Origin of the sequence: Phocaeicola sp. ICN-14070, from assembly GCF_037892625.1 — a bacterium.
Classification (GTDB): Bacteria; Bacteroidota; Bacteroidia; order Bacteroidales; family Bacteroidaceae; genus Phocaeicola; species Phocaeicola plebeius.
The window spans coordinates 15,122-38,102 of record NZ_JBBKBF010000040.1; the positions used below are offsets into that span (position 1 = coordinate 15,122).

The window sequence follows — 22,981 nt, forward strand, 5'->3', positions numbered from 1 at the left end:
CACTCAATTTTACAAAGTGCTGGATTTCAGAGGTATAAAATTCAGTATTTTTTCACAAGGACAAATTATCTCCGACTTAAATTGTTTGTAATCGGAACATTTATTCTATTCCTGAAAATAGAAATGTATGCTTGCCGCACATTTTGGCTATCTTGCTTTTTTATCAAGGATATAGATAATGCGACATACACCGTTGGGATAGCTTTTCAAAGAGGAAAGCGTCCAGTGTTGCTCTGGCAGAGCCGACTTAAAAAAATGTCGTCCGCTTCCGGATATGAAAGGAACGGTGTATAGTATGATTTCATCCACAGCGTGCATCCGCAGCAGTCCGTTTATATAGTCTGCCGTGTCCGGTGTGGCTTCCGCGAGGTAACGGATGTTTGTGCAGTCTTTTCTCCATTCGTGCAGCATTGAAATGGAATAGTCCGGTGTCACACGGTAAAAGGCTTTCTTCCTGATTTCATCAAGACCGCAACGGTCAAGGCACAAATCCTGATGTGCTTTATCATATAACTCTGAAGAAAGACATCCGTCCATCGTCAGTACGGCGAGAATCTGAACTTTACCCATAATCGTTTCCTTTCGTTAGGCAAGGGTAAAAAAGTAGCGTGCAATTCACACTACCTTCAAGCGATGGCTCTGGTAAAGCCTTTACGGAGAGTACGTGAATGCACGCTATGCGTAAGCATAGCATAAGCATCACGCAATCGTCTCCGTAGTTCCAATTTACCAGATTTTCGCTTGAAACGCCTTGCGGTCTTATCCTATATGTTGGCGGCGAAAAGCTCCTGCCAATCGCCGTTTTTCTCAAATGTTATGCAAAGATAGCCAAATTCAGTGAATTACGGGCTATGATTGCTTGAATTTATATTTAATCTCCTATGCGCACTTTATCTCCTATCGAAACATTAATCTTGTCCAGGACTCCCGATATCTGCGATTTTATTTCGATCTCCTTCATCGGAAAAACATTGCCGGATATGTTTATTTCCTCTTTGATCTCGCGATATTGTGGTTGTGTAGTTTCGTAAATTGCCTTTGTACCTCTTAGCGAAGAACGAAAAGCAACAAATGCCAGTGTGGCGGAAAAGATGCAAATTAATATAATCTTAAATGTCTTCATTATCCTATATTTTCGTTTCTAATGGCGTCAATGGGTTGTATAACAGATGCTTTCATAGCCGGAAATGCTCCGGCAATGACACCGGACAAAATCAAGATAACCAAAGCGAGAACAGCTACATTTATATCTATTTCTGCATGCTTTATCATTGTCGCGTGACGGGCGCTTTCGAGCAACCAATTTATAATCTCAAGAATAGCTGCACCTGATATCAATCCGATGATACCGGAGATTACAGTTATGATGACAGATTCCGTCAGCATTAACACAAGAATGGATTTAGGAGTTGCTCCTACAGCCTTACGGATGCCTATTTCGCTACTCCTTTCTTTGATCACGACAAACATGATGTTGCTTACTCCAACAATACCACTTATCAGAAAACAAATTCCTACGATCCAGATAAACATTTTCAATCCATCAAAGAGTCCCTCAAAAGCAGATGTTTGTGTCTCAAAATTGATTATCTGTAAGGCTTGCTTATCAGAATAAGCAAATTGGTATTTATTAGCGATGAAGGCTCTCAGCTCATTCTCAAATCGCTTGGAATCAACTTCTTTGTTCAGATATAAACAGAAAGCGCGCAATGGAGTCTTATTGTCAATACAGTTTATGTAACTTGAGAAGGGCACATATACCGAATTGATTTCCGAAGCGCTGAAAATATCATCATTCTTTAGTACGCCTATCACCTTAAAATCAATACCGGCAATGTTGATCGACTTACCCAACGCTTTTTGATTATTAAATAAGGTCGTACTGACATTTTCGCCGATAATGGTAACATTACGGGTATTCTCGTCATCTCCTTTATTAAAATATCGTCCATCTTCGTTGATTTTAAGTATCTTAATTCCCATATAGTTTTCATTGATTCCTATAATCTTAAAAAGTCCGCTTTTAGCTTTATTCATCACTTGCGAATAAGGTCCTGTTATTTCAGGCGAAATAGCTTTTATCCCCGGGAACTGTTTCTTTATGCGGTTAAGAAAATGCAAATCGAAATGCAATTGTTCCCCTTCTCTGATATTCTTATACTTCACCCAGAATCCTCATCATTCCATACCATGACGGATTCACCATAAGTTACTAACGTGGTCACATAGCGGTGTGTGGTATTGATATTGTGCTGGGTTTGAAAAATAGCGATTGATTCATTCTCTATTTTCTGTACACGACTACGCTCGTGCAGAACAATAGCGACCATGCTGCCAATGATCGCCATTAAAAGAAAGTATCCTATAAATATTTTATGCTGCAAAAGTATTTTCATTGGCTTGATATTTTACAATCCAAATATTGCTTTCGTACAATATCTACATGCGGCAGAATCACGAAAAATATCCGAGATGAATAACACTAATAATAATTTCAAATTTTTCTATTTATTGCAGTTACATTCCTCCTCCCAACACATGATAAAGTTTGATTACACTTTGTATGCGTTCAAAACGAGTTTGTAGCTGTTGCACTTCCGCTTCGAGAAGAGACTGTTGGGCGGTCAACACTTCCAGATAGGTGGCATTGGAATGACGCATAAGCGATTCTGTCTTTCGCACAGCATCGCATAATGTTTCAACCTGTCGAGCATTGATTTCAATTTGCGATTTTGCCGTCTGCCATGCAGTCAGAGCATCGTTCACTTCTTTTCCAGCGTTCAGCAATGATTGCCGGAACAACAGTTTGGCTTCTTCCTGACGGCTTTTGGCTATCTTCAAGTTGGCGATGTTTGTGCCCCGGTTGAATAAGGGCTGTGTCAGGGAACCGATGGCATTGAGCAACCATTGTCCGGGATTTACGATTACGCCACCGCCGTTATTAGTCCATCCAAGAGTCCCCGAGAGGGTAATATTGGGATAGAAGGCGGCACGAGCCGCATTGGTGGCGTAGAACGCCTGCGCCAGTTCCATTTCAGCCTGACGCACGTCGGGACGGTTGGAAAGCAGTTGCAAAGGGACTCCAATCGAGACAGTATCGGGGAAAGCAGCCTCGGCCAGATTACTTCGTCCAATCGAGTGTGACGGCATGGCAAGTATCGCAGACAGGGCATTTTCTGTTTCGGAAATACTCTTGCGTATGGATAACAGGGATGCTTCGAGTCGCATCACGTTCGCCTTTGCCTGCAATACGCCGGCTTCGTTTGATTTCCCCACTTTTTTCAACGCTTCAAGAGTACGTACGGTAGTCCGCCAGTTCTCCAAAGTCCGGTTACTTATTGCCATTTGTGCGTCAAGCATGGCAAGGGTGTAGTAACTGTCTGCAATAGTGGCGACAAGCTGTGTCTGTACGGCCTGCCGGTAGGCACGGCTTCCTTGTAACGCGGCGGCTGCACCACGCTTTGCCGCCGTAAGTTTGCCGAAGATGTCCAGTTCCCAGCTTGCCGACGCTCCCACATTATATGTCTTTGCCGTTGCTCCGTCATGTTTATTGGCATTACCTTCGGCAGTCAGTCCCAGTGATGGAAGATATGATAGTCTGGCAGTCATCAGGACGGCTTCTGTCGCTTCCACGCGTAACCGTGCCACATTGAGGTCTGTGTTCCGTTCAAGTCCGGTTTCAATCAAGGACTGGAGTTTCGGGTCGGTAAACATTTCCCGCCACGACAGGGACGCGATGGTCGTTGTATCAATGTCCGCCGGTACGTCCCGATACAGATTCTCCGTTGAGAGGTCAGGACGATGATACCGGCTGTATGTGCCACAACCGGCAAACATCCATCCTGACAATATGATATATATTACTGTCTTCTTCATTTAATTATGCTTAACACGTTCTTGAATATATTGGAATACAATAAACAATGACGGCACAAGGAACAACAGAGCCAAAGTACCGACAATCATTCCACCGATTACACCTGTGGCAAGCGAACGGCTGCCGTTGGCACCCACTCCGTGCGCCATCATCAGCGGGACAAGACCGAACACCATGGACAGCACAGTCATCAATATAGGGCGCAGGCGGACTTTTGCCGCACTGTATGCTGCCTGTGCCAGCGTCATGCCTTCCGACCGCCGCTTGCCGGCGTATTCGGTAAGCAGGATGGCGGTCTTGGCAAGCAGGCCGATAATCATGATTAATCCGGTCTGCATGTAGATGTTGTTCTCCAGACCGAAGAGCCACGCAAACAGGAAACTGCCCATTAGTCCGCAAGGCACCGACAACAGAACCGCGAAGGGTATGAACACGCTCTCATACAAGGCGCACAGAATCAGATAGACCAGAACCATGCAGAGCAGGAATATAAGCGTGGCATTGTTGGTCGTCTTGCTTTCCTCACGCGAAATGCCGCCAAACTCGTATGTGTAATTTGACGGAAGCACTTCACGTGCCGTCTCGCCGATGGCTTCGAGCACCTGCCCTGAACTGTAACCCTGCGCCGGCGACCCGCTAATCGAGATGGCGTTGAACAGGTTGAAACGGGTGAGGTCTGACGGGCCGTTGGTCTTGGTCAGGCGCACGAACCGGCTCAAAGGCGACATGCCGCCATCGGAGGCGCGCACATACATGTGGTGCAGGGATTCCGCATTCACACGATATTCCGCCGGAGCCTGCATGGTCACATGGTAGAGCTTGGAGAACCGGTTAAAGTCGGAAACATATTGTCCGGTATAATAGCCCGACAATGTGGAAAGCACATCTGCGGGCGACACACCCGACTGCTCACATTTGGCGGCATCGATATCCACCCAGTATTGCGGATAGTCCGTGGCAAAGGAGGAATAGACTTCGCCGATTTCGGGTCGTTGCGACAAGGCTTCGACAAACTTGTCCGCCTCTTCCTTGAAAGCGGCGATGTTTCCGCCCGCCTTGTCCTGCAAATAAAGCTCGAAACCGTTTCCCATGCCGTACCCGGCAATCATCGGAGGCGACATGGCGAACACCGTGGCATCGGGAATATCTGAAGTGGCGGCATAAATCTTTCCGATGACATCATTCACCGACTGCCCCTCTCCCTTACGATCCTCCCAGTCTTTGAGTGTCACGAAATACATCGCCTGCGAGGGACCGGAACCGCTGAAAGAGAAACCGGCTACCGCACCGCTGTATTCAATCTCGCCGATGCTGTCGAGACGGCTGTTGATACGCTCCATCACCTTACTTGTCTGAGCCATGGATGTGCCGGGCTTCGTGTTCATGCTCACCATGACCGTCCCGGTGTCCTCTTCGGGAATAAGTCCCGTCTTTGTGACATTGACCAGCAGCACCAGCAACCCGAAAGAAATGCCTATGATGCTCCACAACAGCCATCGGCGATGGATAATGAACATCACTCCACGTACATAGCGTCGGCTCAGACTGTCGAAGACGGCATTGAACGCTTTACGGAAACGGGCTGCAAAATTGTTCTTAGTGTTGCCCTGCTCATCGATATAGGGTTTCAGCAGCAGCGCGCAAAGTGCCGGTGAGAGTGTGAAGGCATTGACTGCCGAGATTCCCACGGCAACAGCCATCGTGATACCGAACTGCGTGTAGAACGCTCCCGAAGTCCCGCCCATCATGGCTACGGGGAAAAACACTGCCATAAAGATTATGGTAGAGGTCAGGATAGCCGACGAAACGCCTTTCATGGCATCATCAGCCGCGAGAACTGCTGATTGATAGCCCTCATCGAACTTCGCCTGCACCGCTTCCACCACCACAATGGCATCATCGACCACGGTTCCGATGGCAAGCACAAGCGCGAACAGGGTGAGCAGGTTGATGGAGAATCCAATCATGGACATCACGGCAAATGTGCCGATGATGGAAACGAAGATGGATATGGTAGGGATAAGCGTTGACTTGATGTCCTGCAAGAACACATACACCACCACGATGACCAGAAGTATCGCTTCCAATAAGGTGCGGAGGACAGAGTGGATGGAGGCATACAGGAACTTGTTGGTATCGGTAAGCACCACGAATTCCGTCCCTTCGGGCAAGTTCCGGCTAAGGTCGTCAAGCACTTCGTGAATCTCCTTGATGGTGCTTGATGCATTGGACCCGGCTTTCTGGTTGATGAGCATCATAGCTGCCGGATGCCCGTTCACCTCGGAGGAATAGTTGTAGTATTCATCGCCCAGTTCCACATCGGCAACCTCTTTCAACCGAAGCACATTGCCGCCCGGCAGTGACTTGACGACCAGCTCACCGAACTCTTCCGCTCCGGACAAGCGTCCGCGGTATTTCATCGTGTATTCATTGGCGGTAGGATGATTGGCACCGAAGGAGCCGGTGGCGGCCTCGATGTTCTGTCGTGCAAGTACGGCAGAGATGTCATCGGGGATAAGCCCGTATTGCGCCATCTTGTCGGGACGCAGCCAAAGTCGCATGCTGTAGTTGGAACCGAACAACTGTGCCTTTCCCACGCCGCTGATACGTTTCAGCCTCGGCTCGACATTGATTTTCACGTAATTGCTCAGGAAGGTCTGGTCGAAGCGGTCATCGGGCGAATAGAGCGCGAAAGTCATCAGTTCGGCATTCTGCTGCTTTTCAGTGGTGACACCGGTCTTGGTGGCTTCCGCCGGAAGTTGGCTCAGTGCGCCGTTCACGCGGTTCTGCACGTTTACCGCCGCCATGTCCGCGTTGGTTCCCTGTTTGAAATAGATGTTGATGGAAGCATCTCCCGTATTCGATGCCGTGGAAGTCATATAGGTCATGTCTTCCACTCCGTTGATGGCTTCTTCCAGAGGGGTTATCACTGCCTTCTGCACGGTTTCAGCGTTTGCTCCCGGATAAGTTGCGAATACGTTGATGGTCGGAGGTGCGATGTCGGGGTATTGTTCCACCGGCAAGGAAAACATGGAAATCATGCCCAACAGTACAATCACCACCGAGATAACGCCCGAAAACACCGGGCGGTCTATAAAAAATCGCAGGTTCATTTCGTTTCGTTTTTAGGGGTTATGCTCATGCCTTCTCTCACCAGTCCCACGCCTTCGGCGACAATGGTGTCACCGACCGAAAGACCTTCTTTTACGATAAACCGGTTGCCGTCGTTCAGGCGGTCCACCGTGAGATAGGCGGCTTCCGCCTGTCCGTTTTTCAGACGGTAAGCGATAATCTTGTCCTGCAGTTCCACGGTGGCGGTCATGGGAATGGTTACGGCCTCCGTTTTCGGGTTTTGAAGGATGACATTGCCGATGCTGCCACTCAACAGTTCGCGGTCGGGATTGGGGAACAGGGCTTTGATTTGTACCGTTCCGGTAACAGGATCCACCACGCCGCTTACGGTTTCAATACGTCCTTTCGCCTTGTACAGGCTGCCGTCGTTGAGTTGCAGGCCCACTTCCGGCGTCCCGGCTATCATGCTGTCAATCGAGCCATAGCGAGCCGAATATCGCCGTAGCATATTCTCCGAAATGGAGAAATAGGCATACATCTCCGCATTGTCGGACACGACCGTGAAAGGCTGTGCCATATTGGGACCGACAAGCGCACCGATGCGATAGGGCAATGTGCCTACTACTCCGTTGCTCGGGCTTTTGATTTCCGTATAGGAGAGATTGTTGCGTGCATCCGATTCTTGTGCCTTTGCTTGTTCGAGTTCAGCACACGCCACTGCCAGTTGGTTCCGGGCGAGAGAAAGCTCGTAGTCGGATATGACCTTCTCGTCAAACAATGCCTGCTTGCCCCGCAGCTCGATTCTTGCCGTTTCCACTTTTGCCTGTGCCGCGCTGACATTGGCCTGCGCCGTGCGTAATGCCGCCCGATAGGGCACTTGGTCAATTACAGCCAATACTTGACCGGTCTTCACCCGTTCACCCTCTTTCACTTTCAGACGGATAATGCGCCCGGATATTTGCGGCAGGATGTCCACATCCTGCCGTCCGCGTATGGCGGCGGAATAGGACTCGGAGATTTCCACCGGACTTGCCGCGACCTTTATGACCCGATAACTCTGCACCGCATCCTGCTTGCCGTCCGCCTGCCTGCATCCGGTCGGCAGGAACAGCATGAGAGCAAATGCGGCGAAATTCGTGATAATGAATTGCTTGTTCATATTTTCTTCTTGTTTTGTATTAATTCATAAATTGATTTTTGGAACATGAATAAAAGTTTATCTTTTTCGTTCATGCGGATATTATCAGAATAACCGTCTTTTGTTATTTGATACCCACATGGCTTAACCATAAAAATGCCTAAGCCCTTAGTGTACGAACTTACTTCTGAGGCATAGTCTTTACTTGTATTTAATGGAACTTTCCCTTTAATATGACACCACTCATTATTACAACTGATGTCTTCAATCTCAGACATCAGTTTTTGCAAATCTGTAATAGCTTTGGAACTCGCTACTTGGGGTATCTGCAACTCAAAACAGAGCATCGGTTCGAGAATGTCCACACCTGACTGTTGCAAAGCCAGCCTGAAGACATAAGGGGTCAGCTGTCTGAAATCAGCAGGTGTACTTACCGGGCTATAATACTCGGCTTGAGTAAAAGTTACTTTCAGATCTGTCACTTCCCATCCATGTAAACCAGATTGGCAAGACATACGAATCCCTTCAAAAACGGCATTTTGAAAAGAATGGTTCAGATAACCATAGGAGATGTCACTTTCGATTTGCAACCCTGCCCCTAACGGTAAGGGTTCAAGAGTCAGCCCTATTGTGGCCCAGTAAGGGTTGGGTGGTACTTCGATCTGAATAATCTTATTGACCTTTTTTATAGGTCGTTCTTTGTAGATAGTCTTGATCTCATCAAAATGGACCTTTACGGAAAATCGTTCTTCCAGCAATGTCTGTATGATTTCCTTTTGGGTCAAACCATATAACGAGATTTCCAATTCATCACTATATGAGTTTATGGAAAAGGACAAAGACGGGTCTTCAATCCACAATGTATTCAGAGCGGATATCACCTTGCTTCTCTCTTCGGGCTTATTTGGCCGGACGGAGGATTTGAGAGCGGGATGCTGATGAGATAATCCTTGAATCAAACAAGGTTTAGCACCTAAATAATCTCCGATTCGAAAATCTTCTATATCTTCTACAATCGCGATATCATTGGCACCCACTTCATCAACATTTATCTCTCTGCCCTGATAAATAGTCTTTAGATTTTTAATCTTGATGAATTTTTCCGAATCGTTGATTCTTACAACGTCTCGAAGTCTCAGACTTCCGTCAATTATTTTAAGAAAACTTCTTTTATGCCCTTTGGGGTCATGCTCTATCTTATAGAGATAAGCTGAAAGTCTGTTTGAGACCGATGCCGGAGGAAGTATAAAAGAAGTGATGGCGTCCAACAACTCATTGATACCGATATTGAACATTGCTGATCCATGTAGCACCGGATAGACTTTGGCTTTTGCCACAAGAGCGATTATCGTATTCCAATAATCAGCCGGTGAAATTTCGCTATCCGCCAAATATCGTTCTAATATATCGTCGTCATGGTTGCATACAAATTCTTTGTATTCTTCCTTTATATATGTTTGGGAGCAAACCGGATAAACCGATCCATCGACAACAGTTTGCATAAACAGGACATCTTGAGACAGATTTGTTTTTATATCCAGATACAAACGCTCTAAATTCACACCGTCACGGTCAATTTTATTGATAAATATAATTGTCGGGATTTGCAGTTTTTGTAAAGTACTGAACAGCAACTTTGTTTGCGCTTGTATGCCTTCCTTTGCGGATAAGATGAGGACTGCTCCATCAAGCATTTTGAATGTCCGCTCCACTTCCGCAATAAAATCCATGTGTCCCGGAGTGTCAATGATATTGCATTTCACTCCATTCCAGATAATAGATGTCGTAGAAGCCCGAACAGTAATTCCTCTACGTTTCTCTATATCCATAGAGTCTGTTATGGTGTCACCATTATCCACACGGCCGCACTTTTCCGTTGCTCCACTGGCAAACAGCAGATTCTCGGTTACGGAAGTTTTTCCTGCATCAATGTGAGCAAGAATTCCTAAATTTATAATATTCATTTGGATTAAGCAATAATATACTACAATAGATGCATTGTCGAAACGCACCTTTTAATACCTCCTCGTAGCATGTGAGAACTACAGGATTACTAACTCGTATTAATATGTATATTATTACTGCCGCATAACGATTGCAAAATTACACAAAAAAATATATCTAACAAAAGTGGGAGGATTTTTTAACTTTTTTTACCATAGACATTTTATTAGGGAAGCGTAGGTTCAACTGGCAAGTACAAATAAGTAGAAATGTTTGAACAACACCGTTTTAGGAAGTTGAAAAATCAAGTTTCTCTCTCGGTATAGCGTTTATTTTGGCCAATATCTTCTTTAGTTTGGCATTTGAGTATTTCCCATTCGTGTTCTATTTAGCTCCTTATTATGAGTATGTAGCAAGTTGCTTATCAAATTCAGCCTCTTTGAGGGTCAAATATGGTTTTGCAAATGGTGACTGACAAGACATAAACAAGGTCAGCAGGATTTTTTACATAAATGGACATGAATGTATATAACCTAAAATAAGAATAAATTTTAATAAGGGCTGCCCAAAAAGAAAAAAAATGCAGTTGCCATCCTACAGATACTTGCAGAAAGGATAAAATTTACTTTTAGACCTTTTGGGATAGCCCTTATTAATACTTCAGATAAAATTCCTTAGGTTATATTTTCAATCCTTTGGACCGGGTTTCCTCCTTGGCATACAGTCCCGGACGCCCGATTATGACATGGTTGGCAACGATACTATCCGCCGGACTGCGTATCTGCGGCGGTGCATTTTCGGGATATTGCGCCTGCCTGTTCCTCACATCTTCCGCTTCCGGCTTGAGCTGTTGCCCTTCATTCTCCTTTTCTGCGACTTCGGGCGTGGGTGGCGCAAGCTCCAGCTGAATTTTTCGGTCAAGGGCGGCAAGTTCGGACTTCAACTGCTTCAGCTCGTCCTCCTTCTTCCACACCTTACCCGCTATCTCCTGTAACTGCGGTATCTCCATCTCCAGCACCTCGTTCTTCGCCTTGTACTGGTCGATGATGGAGGGTATCCTCTCCATCGCGTTGAGGAAGTTGCGGGCGGCGGCCAACGGGTCAGCCATCGCCAGATGCCCGTTGTTGTAGGTGTACTTGTAGTTCCCCTCGACCACGAAGCGGTTGTCGGTGAACTCCAATCCCTCTTTGAGTATCCTTTCGCTCACCACCTTTATCGGAAAACCGTAAAGTTCACCGACCTGCGTGTACAACCCTCCGGTCGTGGCATTCTTGGCTATCTCCTGCAAACGCTTTCCGATGACCTTCTCATCGGCGGAATCCACTCCGTCCACCTTTATTATATTAAGGCGGTTGCCCTCCTTGTCGGTCTGCACCACCGACAGGAAGCGGTTCCAGTCCTCCGTCATGGCATCTATGAAAGCCGTGTTGTTGCGCAACTCGCCGGTCTTTGACTCCAGCTTGAACTCCGAATCACGCTTGCCCTTGTTGAACGACTTGCGTTCCCCTTCGAGCGATGCGATCCGCTTTTCCAGTTTCGCCTTGTCCAACAGGTCGGTATTGCCGGAGAGCAACGCCATGTATTCCGAGAAATTCATGCCCGATTTTTCGTCCATTGCCCCCTCGTCGATGGTACGCGCACCCATCGCACCGCTTTTGAGCTGGCTTATGAAAGTCTGCTTGCAGTGCAGGAGGTTGAACTTGTAGCTGTCCAGTGACTTCTCCACCGCGTAGATGATTACATCCACGTTGTTCCCGGCGAAATGTTTGGCAATCTCATTACCTGCCCTAACTCCGCGTCCGTCACGCTGTTGCAAGTCGGACGGTCGCCACGGCGTATCGAGATGATGGATAGCCACACACCGTTTCTGGGCGTTCACACCCGTTCCGAGCATAGAGGTAGAGCCGAACAGCACACGCACCGTCCCGGCGTTCATGGCGTCTATCACCGCCTTCCGCGCCTTGTCGGTCTTGCACTCCTGAATGAAGCGCACCTCGCTTGGCGGTATACCGTAGTCCTCCGTCAGTTTGCGCTTGATTTCCGAATAGACGTTCCACCCGTCGCCCGGCTGGTATGTCCCCAAATCAGAGAAAACGAACTGCGTGCCTTTCTGGGCGTCGTATTTTTGATAATACTCCGCGATCATCTTGGCACAGTGACTCGCTTTGTTGTCGGGATGATCTTCGTAATTCGGGTCTATCATGCGCATGTCGAGTGCCATTTTCCGGGCATAGTCCGTGGCGATGAGCATCTTCGCCTTTTCTTCCGTTTCCGAAAGCGGCAGCCTGCCCAACAAGGTGGCATCGCCCGTCTTGGCGAACTGCATCAGTTTCTGTATGAAGTCCTCCTGTTCCGGCGTGGGCGGTATATGGTGCAGTATCTCGTTCTTGGCAGGACGGTCAACGCCCACATCCTCCGCCGTGCGGTAGTCCGTGATTTCATTATAGAAGGCGGCAAGCTCCGGCACTTTGATGAAGTAGCGGAAACGCTCCTTCTGGACCACATTGTTCGTCACGTTAAATTCAAAATCCGTCGTCTTCTTGGCAAATATCGCCGCCCAAGCGTCGAAACACCTTATGTCCTGCCGTTCCAGCTCCTTCGGGCGCAGGTACTTGAACAGCAGGTACAATTCAGTCAGTGAGTTGCTGATAGTCGTGCCGGAGAGGAAGGTCGCACCCAAGTCTTTTCCTGTGCGCTCCTGTATGGTGCGTATGGCAAAGAGCATGTTAAGTGCCTTCTGGCTTCCCTCGCTGTTTCCCAATCCCGCCACACGGTCGTGGCGCGTGTTGAAAGTCAGATTCTTGAACTGGTGGCTCTCATCTATGAAGATGTGGTCGATGCCCATCTGCTTGAAATCCACCACGTCGTCCGTGCGTGACTTTATGGCGTGTTCCACCTTCTCCAGCTTCGCTTCAAGGTTGTGCTTGCGCTTCTCCAATCCTTTCAGCATCGCCCGCGACACGTTCTTTCCCTGCTGCCGTAGCACTTCGAGGTTTTCCTCCACCGTGTCAAGCTCTGCTTGCAGGATGCGCTGCTGCAATTCCGGCGACTGCGGTATCTTGCCGAACTGGTCGTGCGACATGATGACGCAATCGTAGTCGTTGTTCTTTATATTATTGAAGAAGCGCACACGGTTGGCGGTCGAAAAGTCCTTCTCCGAAGCGTACAGAATACGTGCGTTGGGATATGCCGCCTGATAGGTGGCTGCAATCTCCGCAACGTTGGCTTTCAGCCCGATAATCATCGGCTTGTGTGCCAAATTCAGACGCTTCATCTCATGCGCGGCGATGCACATTATCAGCGTCTTACCGGTTCCCACCTCGTGGTCGCAAATTCCGCCGCCGTTCTGTTTCAACATCCAGACGCAATCCATCTGTGAGGGATAGACGCTCTTGATACCCCGGCTTGCCAGCCCTTTCAGGTTGAGGTCGGGAAAGGTCTGATGGGAGCCGTCGTAGCGCGGGCGCACGAAACAGTTGAACTTGCGGTTATACATCGTCACAAGCCGCTCCTTGAACTGCGGCGACTGCTCTTCGAGCCATTCGGAGAAGCCGTTTCGTATCTCGTCAATCTTGGCGTTGGCGAGTTGTATTCCCTCGCTGTCGCGCATCTTGATGTCGTTGCCATGCTCGTCCTTGCCGATGGACTTCATCATGTCAGGGCAGGTGTTGTGCAGGGCGTGTTTTAGGAGGTGCATACCGTCATAGTTCCGGTAATACCCCTTCACCAGAAACTCGTCCGTGATTTTCATGGTGCGGTAGCCGCACACCACCGAAAACTCGTCCATGCTTGCGGAATAGGCGATTTTCACCTCCGTGTCGAACAGCCGGCTCATGTAGGCGGCATAGACACCCGTCGGAATCCAGCGTTCCCCGAAATTGAAGTCCAGATCCTCGAAGGCGATGCGCTGCGGCTCGGCATCTTTCAGAGCCTCCAACGCCTGCTTCACCTCCGGCATACGCTCATTTTCGGGATTGTCACCCATCCATGCCTCTATGCGTTCCGCTTTCTCTATGACATTTCCGGCGATGAAACGGTCTTTGATTTCGTAACCGGTTACGAGCGGATTGTAATAGATGCGCCCTTGCAGGGCTGTGAGCAAATCCTCCGCCGTACTGTCGGTTATCTCCCGCATATAGTCGAGATCGACAGTGCCGAACTTGTTGAGCGACGCGGACAGTGCTTCTTCGGGTGAGCCGACGTTGGCATGGCTCTCCACGGAGAAGGAAACGGGACGCTCGAAGATGTCCGCCTTGACAAACTTCCCGTTCTCCGCCCGTTCCAGCGAAAGGATGTCACGCCCGCCCGCATCCATCATCACTAACTTCACGTTCTGCTTGGCGTTGAGGTTGCCGTAGCGCATGACAAACTCATCGTAACAGGTGTTTAGATGCTCTCGCCACGGGACATTTGCTTCATGCAGGTTCGATTCATAGCGGTACAGCCGCTCGTAGGCGTCACGGAGTAAAACATACTGTAACGCCTTCTCCTTCTGGTAGCCTTTCAGGTCGAGCGGCTGGAATGTCGCCCCGTATGGCGTGATGTCCTTCAGGTAGCCGATGTTATGACGCCCCCTGTCAGCCACCAGCGACCCTTCGCGCAGGTGCATCTCCGGCGTGCGGTGGTAGGCACGCGGAGAAAGGTCCACGACTTCCTCCTTCGGCTTCTCCGCTTCGATGTCGGGGAAAAGGGAGGTCGCCACCGCTTCCGGTGGGGTATCTGTAACGGCAGGTGCGGTGACTGCTTCCGGCTGTGTTTCCTCCTGCCGTGGTTGCTCACGGGGAGTGTCCGGCACGGCTTTCACTTCCATCTTTTCCGCCGCCGCTTGTTTCTCGTTATGCTGCCTTGCCAGTTCCCGAAGTTCCTTCCTGCGTTCCGGCGTCAAATCCATCATCATCTCGTAGAAGCCGTTGATGGGAGGATTGGTATCCCAGTCCAACGTGGCATAGATGTCGTCCGGGTCGGCAGGCTTGGCGGTGTTCTCCGTTTTAGCCTCCTTGTTCTCTGTTACAGTCTTAGGGGTGGTAGCCGTCGGCACAGCCGTAACATTTTGTGTGACATGCACCTGTGGCTTGGGTAGAACGCGCCTTGCCGAGCTTTCCTTTTTCGCCTCCTTTTTCTTTTTGGCGGTTTTCGGTTGTTGGCTGACTTCTTCCGTCATCCCCCAGAGATCGAGCAAGGATAGCTGCACACCGTCAGAATATTTCGGACGTGGCTCTATCTCCGGCTTTTCATCTGCGGGTTGCGGCTTTTCTGTCGGAGTTTCCACCGTCTGCGCCGAGGATACTGTTTCCAATTTTATGGCAGGACGCTCTACTTTATTTTGAACGGCAACTTTTTCTTCCGTTCCTGCCTGCCGGATTGAACCCGAATACAAGCGCATGGCAAGCCTGTAATGGAAATCCTCGTCGAGCATACGGCGCAAATCCCCGGCGATGCCTGCTGCCTTGCCCTCGTGCAGATAAACCATAGCGGGCTTCCCGTAGGGGTCTGTGTCAAGTTTCGCCATCGTATGCACGATGCGTTCCGGGTGGTGGATGAAATAGGCGTTGTCGGTCAGGGCGGTTTTCGTGTCCGTCTGTATCACGGTCATCAGCCGCTCGTCCTGCGACATTTCCTTCTTGCTGAGGTTCTTTTGCAGGACAATCAGGTCACTGCCCACCTCCGTGCCCGCGTTGTCCGTGAACAGGTTGTTGGGCAGGCGTATCGCGGATACCAGATTGGCCTGACTGAACAGCTCGTTACGCACGGAGGTCTTGGTGCTATTCAATACCCCTTGCGAGGTGATGAACGCCACGATACCGCCGTCACGCACGGCATCCAGTCCTTTGAGAAAGAAATAGTTGTGGATGGTTTTCTGGGCGGAGCGTCTGCCGAAAGAGTCGCTCCGCTGAAACTCCGCGTCGAACACGGCAATGTCACCGAACGGAATGTTGGACACCGCCAAGTCGAAATAATTGTTGAACGGTCTTTCGATTTTCTCAAAACCGCAGGTGCGCATTTTCTGGTCGGGATAGAGATGCCTCAAGATTGTACCCGTGAGCAGATCCTTCTCGAAAGCCATCACATCCGCATTGGGGCTGTGCCGCAGCATGGAATCCACGAACACGCCGACACCTGCCGACGGTTCGAGCATACGGGCGGGGCGGACGCTGTAATCTGCCAGCACGTCCGCGATGGTGTCGGTTATCTCTTTGGGGGTGTAGAAAGCGGTCAGCACGGACGCTTTCAGCGAATCCACAAACCGCTTGTACTCTGTTTCGTCCTTGCTGTTCTCACGGATAAGCCTGTGCAGCTCCACCGTCGGGGCGAACAGTTCGAGGTCGGATTTCGCCCACCGGACGGCATCCGTCAGTTCCTTTGCAGGGTTGAGGATACATTTCAGACCGCCGAAACCGCAGTACCTTTGAAGTATGGCACGCTCTTCGGTTGTCGCTGTCCTATTTTCCCTGTCAAGGATGAATGCCGTCCGTATCGCCTCGATGTTGTCCCGCAGTTTCTGTTTGCGGTTAAACGCCATATTCGTCTAAGTAAAGGACGGTTGCTCCCGTCAGCTCCGTGTAGAGCAGGTCGTAATCGGAAGACAGGGCGAAATTGTCATCCGAGAGGTCATAGACGGAGAACACGTTGCCGACAAGCGGCAGCAGTTTCAGGACAAAGGCTTCACGCTTCTCTTCCGGCACTTCATCGGCAAACTCGTTTTCCACGACTTCGCGGAGGATGGCGTAACGGGAATAATGCAGCCCGCGCAGCAGCGTGTCCATCGCCAGTTCCTGCGCACCATCGGCGGGATAGCCTTCAAGCCGTGCCCTCTCATACGTTTCGGCGGCACGGTCGGCCCGTTCCCGTATGAAAGCGGTGTCGTCAGCCTGTTCAAACTTGTTCGTGCGGAGATAGTCCAGCAGGTACAGACCGTAATAGGAAAAGTCGGTCTGACCCTCGTTTTTCTTCTTGTTGTTCATTACTTTGGATTTAGCGGATTGATAATTAACGGGATAATCGGTTGGAAAAAGGAAGAAAAAGGCACTCGGTATCCCTCCGAGTGCCACCACTAAATCCAAAGTATGAGTGTAATCCGGTATCGAAGAACAATTCATTACTCTGAACAAGTGGCAAAGTTAATACTATTTCTTCCGTCCTGAAAATTTCTTGTCCTTTTTAGCCTCCGGGAACACAAAAGTCGTGTTATATTCCCCGTCAAAGGCGACAACAGCATCGAAACTCTTGCCCTGTTTGCTCTTGAACCCTTTGAGCAGCTTGGTATGCCCTTCGGTGAGCAGGTCTTTGATTTCATCGTCGGACAGGGTGCGTCCCGCTTTCAGCCGGAACACGGGCAGTCCGCACTCCGTGTTGTCGCAGCGTACCACCTTGCCGTAGAACCGCATCCTGCCCGTGCCACACTTGGGACACGCGCAGCCGGAGTCACGGCTGCCGAAGAGCTTGTCGCACGAGATCAGTTCGGAGGTTATCTCACGTGTGTACGCCTCTATCTCCTTGCGGAAGGTGTCGTCGGACAGTTCCCCGCGCTCGATACGCGCCAGCTCCTTTTCCCATTCGCCCGTCATGGCAACATCGGCGATGCGCATCGTCTTGACGACGGAATTGAGGGCAAGTCCTTTTTCGGTGGGAACAAGCGACTTCTTGCAGCGTTCCATGTAACCGCGCTTGAAAAGCGTTTCGATGATGGAGGCGCGTGTGGCGGGAGTACCGATGCCACAGTCCTTCATCGCCTGCCGCAGTGCGTCGTCCTCAATTTCCTTGCCCGCCGTTTCCATTGCCGAGAGCAGGGTGGCTTCGGTATGCAGCGGCTTGGGTTTGGTCTTTCCTTCGGTAATGGACGAGCCTTTCGGTGTCAGCGTGTCGCCTTCCTGCCAGCCGGGGATGGTAATTTCCTCTTTTTCCTCGCCATAGACGGCACGCCATCCGGTTTGCTTCACGACGCTGCCTTTTACGGTAAACTCCACTCCGGCACATTCCGCCGTGACAGTGGTCACATCCTTGACGCATTTCTCAGAGAATGCCTCGACCATGCGCCCGGCAATCATCTGATAGATGGTATTGTCCTCTTTGGAGAGGAAGAGCGGTTTCTCACCCGTGACGAGCAGGGCATGGTGGTCTGTCACCTTGCCGTCGTCCACGCTGCGGCGTGTCGGGGCGGCTTTTGCCCGCACCTTGTCTTTCCATTCGGGCTGTGTGCCGATGAAAGCGAGCAGTTTGGGAATTTCGGCAAACACGTCTTCGGGGATGTAGCGGCTTCCCGTTCTCGGATAGGTTATCAACTTCTTTTCGTAGAGTTTCTGCGCGATTTCAAGCGTCTGTTCCGCCGTGAAGCCGTGCTTGGCGTTGGCTTCTTTCTGGAGCGTGGTCAGGTCGTAGAGCAAGGGAGTTTCCTCCGTCTTCTCCTTGCGCTCGGCTTTCGTGACAGTGGCGCAACCTGCCGCCTTTACCTTATTATATAGTTCCATCGCCGGTTCTTTCTCTTTCCATTTCTCGGAGGATGAGAATTTCACGACTTCGCCGTCGCAACCGTCCGTTGCGATATGGAGCTGCCAGAATGCTTCGGACGTAAAGCGGCGGTTCTCCCAGTAGCGTTCACATACCATAGCCAACGTTGGTGTCTGCACCCGCCCCACGGAATACGTGCCGTGTCCGGCGGCGATGGATAACGCCTGTGTGCCGTTGATGCCCACGAGCCAGTCGGATTCGCTCCGCGCTTTGGCGGCGAGGTAGAGGTTGTCGTATTTGCTGCCGTCTTCGAGTTTCCGCAGTCCCTCGCGGATAGCTTTGTCGGTGAGAGAGCTGATCCACAGGCGCACGAAAGGAGTGGTGCAACCCGTATAGTGGTAGAGGTAGCGGAAGATAAGCTCTCCCTCGCGTCCGGCATCGGTCGCCACGATGATATGTTCGCTTGTGTCGAACAGTCTTTTGATGACTTTTATCTGCGACACCACGCCGCTGTCGGGCTTGTAACCTTTCTCCGTCCTGACCTGACGGGGGACGAGCGTGAATGTGTCGGGAATAATCGGGAGGTTGTCACGGACAAATCCGCGCACGCCGTAGCCGTCGGGCATGGCAAGCTGAACGAGGTGTCCGAATGCCCATGTCACGGCATAACCGCCTCCCTCGAAATATCCTTCCTCTCTCTTTGTCGCGCCCACGATGCGGGCGATTTCACGTGCCACGGAGGGCTTTTCTGCAATGATTGTCTTCATGTCTTCTTCTTTTTTGTTGATACTTTGGATTTTATTTTGGATTCAGTGGCGGACACGGGATTACATTTTCATGCCCTTGCCCGTTTTCTTCTGCGGCTTCTCCTGCTGCTGTTGCTGGCGGGCGTCCTTCGGGTTGGTCTGACCTTTCTGCAACGGCTCTCTCAGATTCTTTGTAGCCTCGTTGGTCTTGCCATCGTTGTTCACCGCCACCTGCGTGCGGCTCTCGTTGGACGGAGCAACCTGCTGTGCATTGTCAGGGTTCGTGTCGTAGCGGTACGGGCGTCCCTTCTCCGGGTTGAACTTGATATACATCGTGGCATGGAAGCCCTGCTTGTCGGTCACGTTCTCCAGCTTCACGGCTTTACCCGCCACATAGTCGGCTTTCTGCTGGTCGGTGAAGCTCACGCCGCTCCATTTGCTGATGGGGCGGATGCTGCCGTCCTCGTTCGTCCACGTGTTGCGGCGTTGCTCCTTCTTGGTCTGTGCGGCATTTTCCCCGCCCTGCGCCTGACTTTTCGATGTGTCGCCTTTGGTTTCCTGTGTCTGTGCGGTACGGGGCGACTTGCCGGTTCCCGGCACGAACTCCACGCCGCGCTGCTCCACGTTCACTTGCAGGGTGGTGACGAACTTTCTGCCGTCGTTGCGCTCGATGAGCTTGTCGCGTACGGGCAGTCCGGCGCGGAGCATGTCCCGCTCCTGCGTGGTGATTTCCGTCTTGCCGATGCGCTCCGGGATGCGCACCCTGCTTGCCGGAATGTCCGTGATTTCATTCGTCTTGCGGTCGATGCTGATGTAGGAGGGGATGATCTCGCCCGTTTCCCTGTCCACAATGTCCACGACCCTACCGAGATTGCCCGTTTCGCGGAGGTTCTTCCGGTCATTGTCGGAGAATTTGTGTTCCTTGTACTCATCCAGCTTCTGCTCCTTGCGGATGAAGTGCGGCACGAGGCTGATGTTTCCCTCACCGTCCTTCTTGAAGGAGAGGCGGGCGTCCAGCTCGAATGATTCGCCGCCGAAGGTCGGTTTGACCTTTACCAAGTCGGACTTGCCATAGTTGAGCATCTTCGTAAGGTCGCCGGACTTTTCAAGGTTGTCCCGCTTTACGCCCCATCTGTCCTCCAGCTCCTGCCAGTTGATTTTACTCTCGTCGATGGGCTGGTAGCCACGTTTGCCCTGCATCTGTTCGGATTTGTCCTGTTGCTGTTCTTTCCGTTGTTCCATGTTCTCCTGTTTTTGAGGTTCTTGTTTCTCTGTCTGTTGTGCTGCCATCTCTTCCTGCACCTTCTTCTCATAGTCGGAGGTGTCCACCTTGTGAGGGGCGAGCAGCTCCTTGTTCGCTTCGGGGTCTTTCAGCAGTTGCTTCATCACCTCTAAGAGATTTTCAGCTTGGTCTGCCGCAATGCGGTAGAAACCGAAGCGGCTGGGTTCCTTGCACTGCCGGAAGAAGTTCTTGAAGAAATTGTCCAGCACGTCGCCATGTCGGTCGAATTGCAGGAAACTCTGCGCGTTCTCCGCTTTTGCGGGGGTGCGCTTGGGTGTGCCGTCCGCGTTCAGCCCGGCTACCACGCTGATCTCGCCTGTCTTCTCGTCACGGACTACCAGCACGTCCTTTTCGTCTTTTTTCTTTGCCATCTGAAAAATGTTTTAATGGGTTATTTATGAAAGAAATTATGGATACGAGCCTTGTAGAAGGCTATATCTTCCTTTTTGAAGTCCTTGATATGGTTGGAAAGGAATGTCAGCACGTCCTCCTCGCTGTAATAGGTCTTCTTGCCCAGCGTCTTGTAGGGCAATGCGCCTACGCTGCGGTAGCGTTGGAGGGTGCGTTTGCTTATCTGGAGCAACATGCACAAATCCTGATTGTCGAAAAGGCGGATGCTTTCCGTGATAGTGGGCTGTTTCCCCTCAGCCTTCATCGCCAGCAGCAGTTCGTCCTGACGGTCGAGCCGTTCCATCAGCTTCTGCATCCAGCCCTCGAAGTTGTTTCGTGTGAGCAGTTCCATGACCTATGTCCTCCTTCCTTTTGGTTTGCCGCCCGTGCGCAGCGTGTGGTTGTGGAACAGGGTGTCTATTGTCCCTTCCTCGTTCCTTACTGTGTTGTCCTCCAATAGCCGCAGTATCTCGGAAAGGCGGTAGCGGCAGCTTCCGCGTACCACCACATACTCGATACGGTGGTCGGTGCGCATACGCTGCATGGTGCGCTTGCTCACGTTGAGCATCTTCGCCGCCTGTGCCGTGTCAAGCAGCTTGTCTTCGGTTTCCCGCTTCCGTTTCTTCTCGTCCCTTGCCTCGCGGATGTACCCTGCGATGTTCGCAATCTGCGCCATCATCTCCTTGTAGGCGGAACTTTCCATTGTTATCACTTTCATGTTCAGTCCTTTCTTTTTGTTTCTGCGACAAAATTCGGCAATAAACAAAAGGGGCTTTAACAACTCACTACGTGACTCACGTAAGATTTTTGCGGAAGATGGCTCCGTAACCCGGTCAAACGGCGCAACAGGCAGCCTTTCAGCGGAAAACGATACGTCTTGTATGCCGTTTCGTTACCTTTGCGGCAAACTCTAAATGACATGAATATGGAAATAGTATCTATCGAGAAAAAGACTTTCGAGATGATGGTGGCGGCATTCGGCGCACTCTCGGAGAAGGTCGCCGCCCTGAGGCGCAAAAGCGACACGGGGCGCATGGAAAGATGGCTCACGGGCGAGGAGGTCTGCGGGCAGTTGAGAATAAGCCCGCGCACGTTGCAGACGCTGCGTGACAGGCGGCTTATCGGCTACTCGCAGATAAACCGCAGGTTCTATTACAAGCCAGAGGAGGTGAAGCGGCTGATACCGCTTGTCGGCACGCTCTATCCGCACGGCAGATGATTTGATTTATTCACCCACTGAATCCGAAGTTATGATGAACGAGAACAACGATGTTTTTACGATGGAAGACGAGCCGATAGCCTCTGTGGTGCAGGATATGCGCAAAGGCTCGAAATGGCTGTCCGCATTTCTGGAAAGCTACCGTCCTCCGCTGGACGGGGAACGTTACCTGACGGACGGCGAGGTGTCGGAACTGCTCCGTGTGAGCCGGCGCACCTTGCAGGAATACCGCAACAACCGCGTGTTGCCCTTCATACTTTTGGGAGGGAAGGTGCTTTACCCGGAAACGGGGCTGCGCGGGGTACTGGAAGCGAACTACCGCAAGCCGCTGGAGTGAGGCGGTTTCATGAAAAAGTAAACGGGTGACACCTTTTGTGGTGCTACCCGTTTACTTGTCTTATGGGGTATGTGCAATCAGCAATACCCGGCTTTTCCGTTCTGTATGAACATCACGTATGTCTGCCGTTTCTCTTGTGAGAGTGCCTTTCCCACCAGCCATGTGCGGAACAGGTGGGTGTTGTAGGTATTCACCCTGAAAGCGACCGGGATGATGATTTCAAGGGCGTACACGTCCGCGTGCAGCCCGTTTTCAAGCTGCATGTAGCGGCACACCTCGTAGTCGTTCAGCACGTCCGACTTGCGGACGGCTCTGATGGCGGCGTTCACTGCCGGGACGGTCGTATGGAACAATCCGGCTATTTCGGTGGCGGTCATCCACACGTCGTTACCGGTTACGCTGACTGCCTTGTCCTCGATGATGATTGTGTCACGTTTCATGGCTTTTCTTTTTAGATGGTGCAACCTGCAAATTCCTCGACGCCGTTCAATCTTGCGGCAAGGTTCTCCATGTCCTGATTGAGCTTCTCTT

The 22,981-nt window shown here is 50.8% G+C and carries 16 protein-coding genes and 1 pseudogene; 2 read left to right on the forward strand and 15 right to left on the reverse strand.

The window, feature by feature from the left end; translation table 11 throughout:
• Positions 1–147 precede the first annotated feature (147 nt).
• The 14 genes and pseudogenes from WKT20_RS11410 to WKT20_RS11475 all read right to left on the reverse strand — a co-directional run bounded on the left by WKT20_RS11410 (position 148) and on the right by WKT20_RS11475 (position 21,675).
• Complete coding sequence (locus WKT20_RS11410; protein WP_004291474.1) at positions 148–570, reverse strand: dihydrofolate reductase family protein; 423 nt, start codon at positions 568–570, stop codon at positions 148–150.
• A 301-nt stretch (positions 571–871) separates the two neighbouring features.
• On the reverse strand, positions 872–1,123 hold the full coding sequence (locus WKT20_RS11415; RefSeq protein WP_005809234.1) for an efflux RND transporter periplasmic adaptor subunit: 252 nt from the start codon (positions 1,121–1,123) through the stop codon (positions 872–874).
• On the reverse strand, positions 1,123–2,166 hold the full coding sequence (locus WKT20_RS11420) for an ABC transporter permease (protein ID WP_005809236.1): 1,044 nt from the start codon (positions 2,164–2,166) through the stop codon (positions 1,123–1,125). Before WKT20_RS11420 ends, WKT20_RS11415 begins: the two co-directional genes overlap by 1 nt.
• Positions 2,167–2,168: 2 nt before the next feature.
• A pseudogene (locus WKT20_RS11425) lies at positions 2,169–2,396 on the reverse strand (hypothetical protein); the annotation flags it as partial.
• Between the two features lie 121 nt (positions 2,397–2,517).
• Positions 2,518–3,876, reverse strand: a complete 1,359-nt coding sequence (locus WKT20_RS11430; protein ID WP_005809240.1) for an efflux transporter outer membrane subunit — start codon at positions 3,874–3,876, stop codon at positions 2,518–2,520.
• The gene (locus WKT20_RS11435) at positions 3,877–6,990 is read right to left on the reverse strand and encodes an efflux RND transporter permease subunit (protein WP_340417391.1); all 3,114 of its coding nucleotides are present in this window, start codon (positions 6,988–6,990) and stop codon (positions 3,877–3,879) included.
• A complete protein-coding gene (locus WKT20_RS11440; protein ID WP_005809248.1) occupies positions 6,987–8,108 on the reverse strand; it encodes an efflux RND transporter periplasmic adaptor subunit in 1,122 nt (373 codons plus the stop codon). The genes WKT20_RS11435 and WKT20_RS11440 overlap by 4 nt, the downstream gene beginning before the upstream one ends.
• Positions 8,105–10,051 carry a tetracycline resistance ribosomal protection protein Tet(Q) gene (gene tet(Q) / locus WKT20_RS11445; RefSeq protein WP_340417392.1) on the reverse strand — a complete coding sequence of 649 codons (1,947 nt, stop codon included), beginning with the start codon at positions 10,049–10,051 and terminating at the stop codon, positions 8,105–8,107. The genes WKT20_RS11440 and tet(Q) overlap by 4 nt, the downstream gene beginning before the upstream one ends.
• A gap of 659 nt (positions 10,052–10,710) precedes the next feature.
• Positions 10,711–16,551, reverse strand: a complete 5,841-nt coding sequence (locus WKT20_RS11450) for an N-6 DNA methylase (RefSeq protein WP_340417393.1) — start codon at positions 16,549–16,551, stop codon at positions 10,711–10,713.
• Positions 16,541–16,993, reverse strand: coding sequence for a DUF1896 domain-containing protein (locus tag WKT20_RS11455; protein WP_004304266.1), 453 nt, complete (start codon positions 16,991–16,993; stop codon positions 16,541–16,543). Before WKT20_RS11455 ends, WKT20_RS11450 begins: the two co-directional genes overlap by 11 nt.
• 162 nt (positions 16,994–17,155) lie before the next feature.
• Positions 17,156–19,243, reverse strand: a complete 2,088-nt coding sequence (topB, locus tag WKT20_RS11460; protein ID WP_004291456.1) for a type IA DNA topoisomerase — start codon at positions 19,241–19,243, stop codon at positions 17,156–17,158.
• A gap of 60 nt (positions 19,244–19,303) precedes the next feature.
• Complete coding sequence (locus WKT20_RS11465; protein WP_004291455.1) at positions 19,304–20,875, reverse strand: DUF3945 domain-containing protein; 1,572 nt, start codon at positions 20,873–20,875, stop codon at positions 19,304–19,306.
• 20 nt (positions 20,876–20,895) lie between these two features.
• A complete protein-coding gene (locus tag WKT20_RS11470; protein ID WP_004291454.1) occupies positions 20,896–21,246 on the reverse strand; it encodes a helix-turn-helix domain-containing protein in 351 nt (116 codons plus the stop codon).
• Between the two features lie 3 nt (positions 21,247–21,249).
• Positions 21,250–21,675: a helix-turn-helix domain-containing protein gene (locus WKT20_RS11475; protein ID WP_004291432.1), complete on the reverse strand. Its 426-nt coding sequence runs from the start codon at positions 21,673–21,675 to the stop codon at positions 21,250–21,252.
• Positions 21,676–21,813: 138 nt separating this feature from the next.
• On the opposite strand from WKT20_RS11475, the gene WKT20_RS11480 reads away from it, so the two are divergent.
• Positions 21,814–22,113 carry a helix-turn-helix domain-containing protein gene (locus WKT20_RS11480; protein WP_004291426.1) on the forward strand — a complete coding sequence of 100 codons (300 nt, stop codon included), beginning with the start codon at positions 21,814–21,816 and terminating at the stop codon, positions 22,111–22,113.
• Positions 22,114–22,144: 31 nt separating this feature from the next.
• Positions 22,145–22,450, forward strand: coding sequence for a helix-turn-helix domain-containing protein (locus WKT20_RS11485; RefSeq protein ID WP_004291424.1), 306 nt, complete (start codon positions 22,145–22,147; stop codon positions 22,448–22,450).
• 77 nt (positions 22,451–22,527) lie between these two features.
• Here the strand turns inward: WKT20_RS11485 and WKT20_RS11490 are convergent, their stop codons facing one another.
• Positions 22,528–22,890, reverse strand: a complete 363-nt coding sequence (locus WKT20_RS11490) for a hypothetical protein (protein ID WP_004291423.1) — start codon at positions 22,888–22,890, stop codon at positions 22,528–22,530.
• Between the last annotated feature and the right edge of the window lie 91 nt (positions 22,891–22,981).

What these genes read in the sequence shown, in the direction of transcription:
- WKT20_RS11410 (WP_004291474.1), bottom strand. Translation starts at nt 570, where the DNA reads ATGGGTAAAGTTCAGATTCTCGCCGTACTGACGATGGACGGATGTCTT.
- WKT20_RS11415 (WP_005809234.1), bottom strand. Translation starts at nt 1,123, where the DNA reads ATGAAGACATTTAAGATTATATTAATTTGCATCTTTTCCGCCACACTG.
- WKT20_RS11430 (WP_005809240.1), bottom strand. Translation starts at nt 3,876, where the DNA reads ATGAAGAAGACAGTAATATATATCATATTGTCAGGATGGATGTTTGCC.
- WKT20_RS11435 (WP_340417391.1), bottom strand. Translation starts at nt 6,990, where the DNA reads ATGAACCTGCGATTTTTTATAGACCGCCCGGTGTTTTCGGGCGTTATC.
- WKT20_RS11440 (WP_005809248.1), bottom strand. Translation starts at nt 8,108, where the DNA reads ATGAACAAGCAATTCATTATCACGAATTTCGCCGCATTTGCTCTCATG.
- WKT20_RS11450 (WP_340417393.1), bottom strand. Translation starts at nt 16,551, where the DNA reads ATGGCGTTTAACCGCAAACAGAAACTGCGGGACAACATCGAGGCGATA.
- WKT20_RS11455 (WP_004304266.1), bottom strand. Translation starts at nt 16,993, where the DNA reads ATGAACAACAAGAAGAAAAACGAGGGTCAGACCGACTTTTCCTATTAC.
- topB (WP_004291456.1), bottom strand. Translation starts at nt 19,243, where the DNA reads ATGAAGACAATCATTGCAGAAAAGCCCTCCGTGGCACGTGAAATCGCC.
- WKT20_RS11465 (WP_004291455.1), bottom strand. Translation starts at nt 20,875, where the DNA reads ATGGCAAAGAAAAAAGACGAAAAGGACGTGCTGGTAGTCCGTGACGAG.
- WKT20_RS11470 (WP_004291454.1), bottom strand. Translation starts at nt 21,246, where the DNA reads ATGGAACTGCTCACACGAAACAACTTCGAGGGCTGGATGCAGAAGCTG.
- WKT20_RS11480 (WP_004291426.1), top strand. Translation starts at nt 21,814, where the DNA reads ATGAATATGGAAATAGTATCTATCGAGAAAAAGACTTTCGAGATGATG.
- WKT20_RS11485 (WP_004291424.1), top strand. Translation starts at nt 22,145, where the DNA reads ATGATGAACGAGAACAACGATGTTTTTACGATGGAAGACGAGCCGATA.
- WKT20_RS11490 (WP_004291423.1), bottom strand. Translation starts at nt 22,890, where the DNA reads ATGAAACGTGACACAATCATCATCGAGGACAAGGCAGTCAGCGTAACC.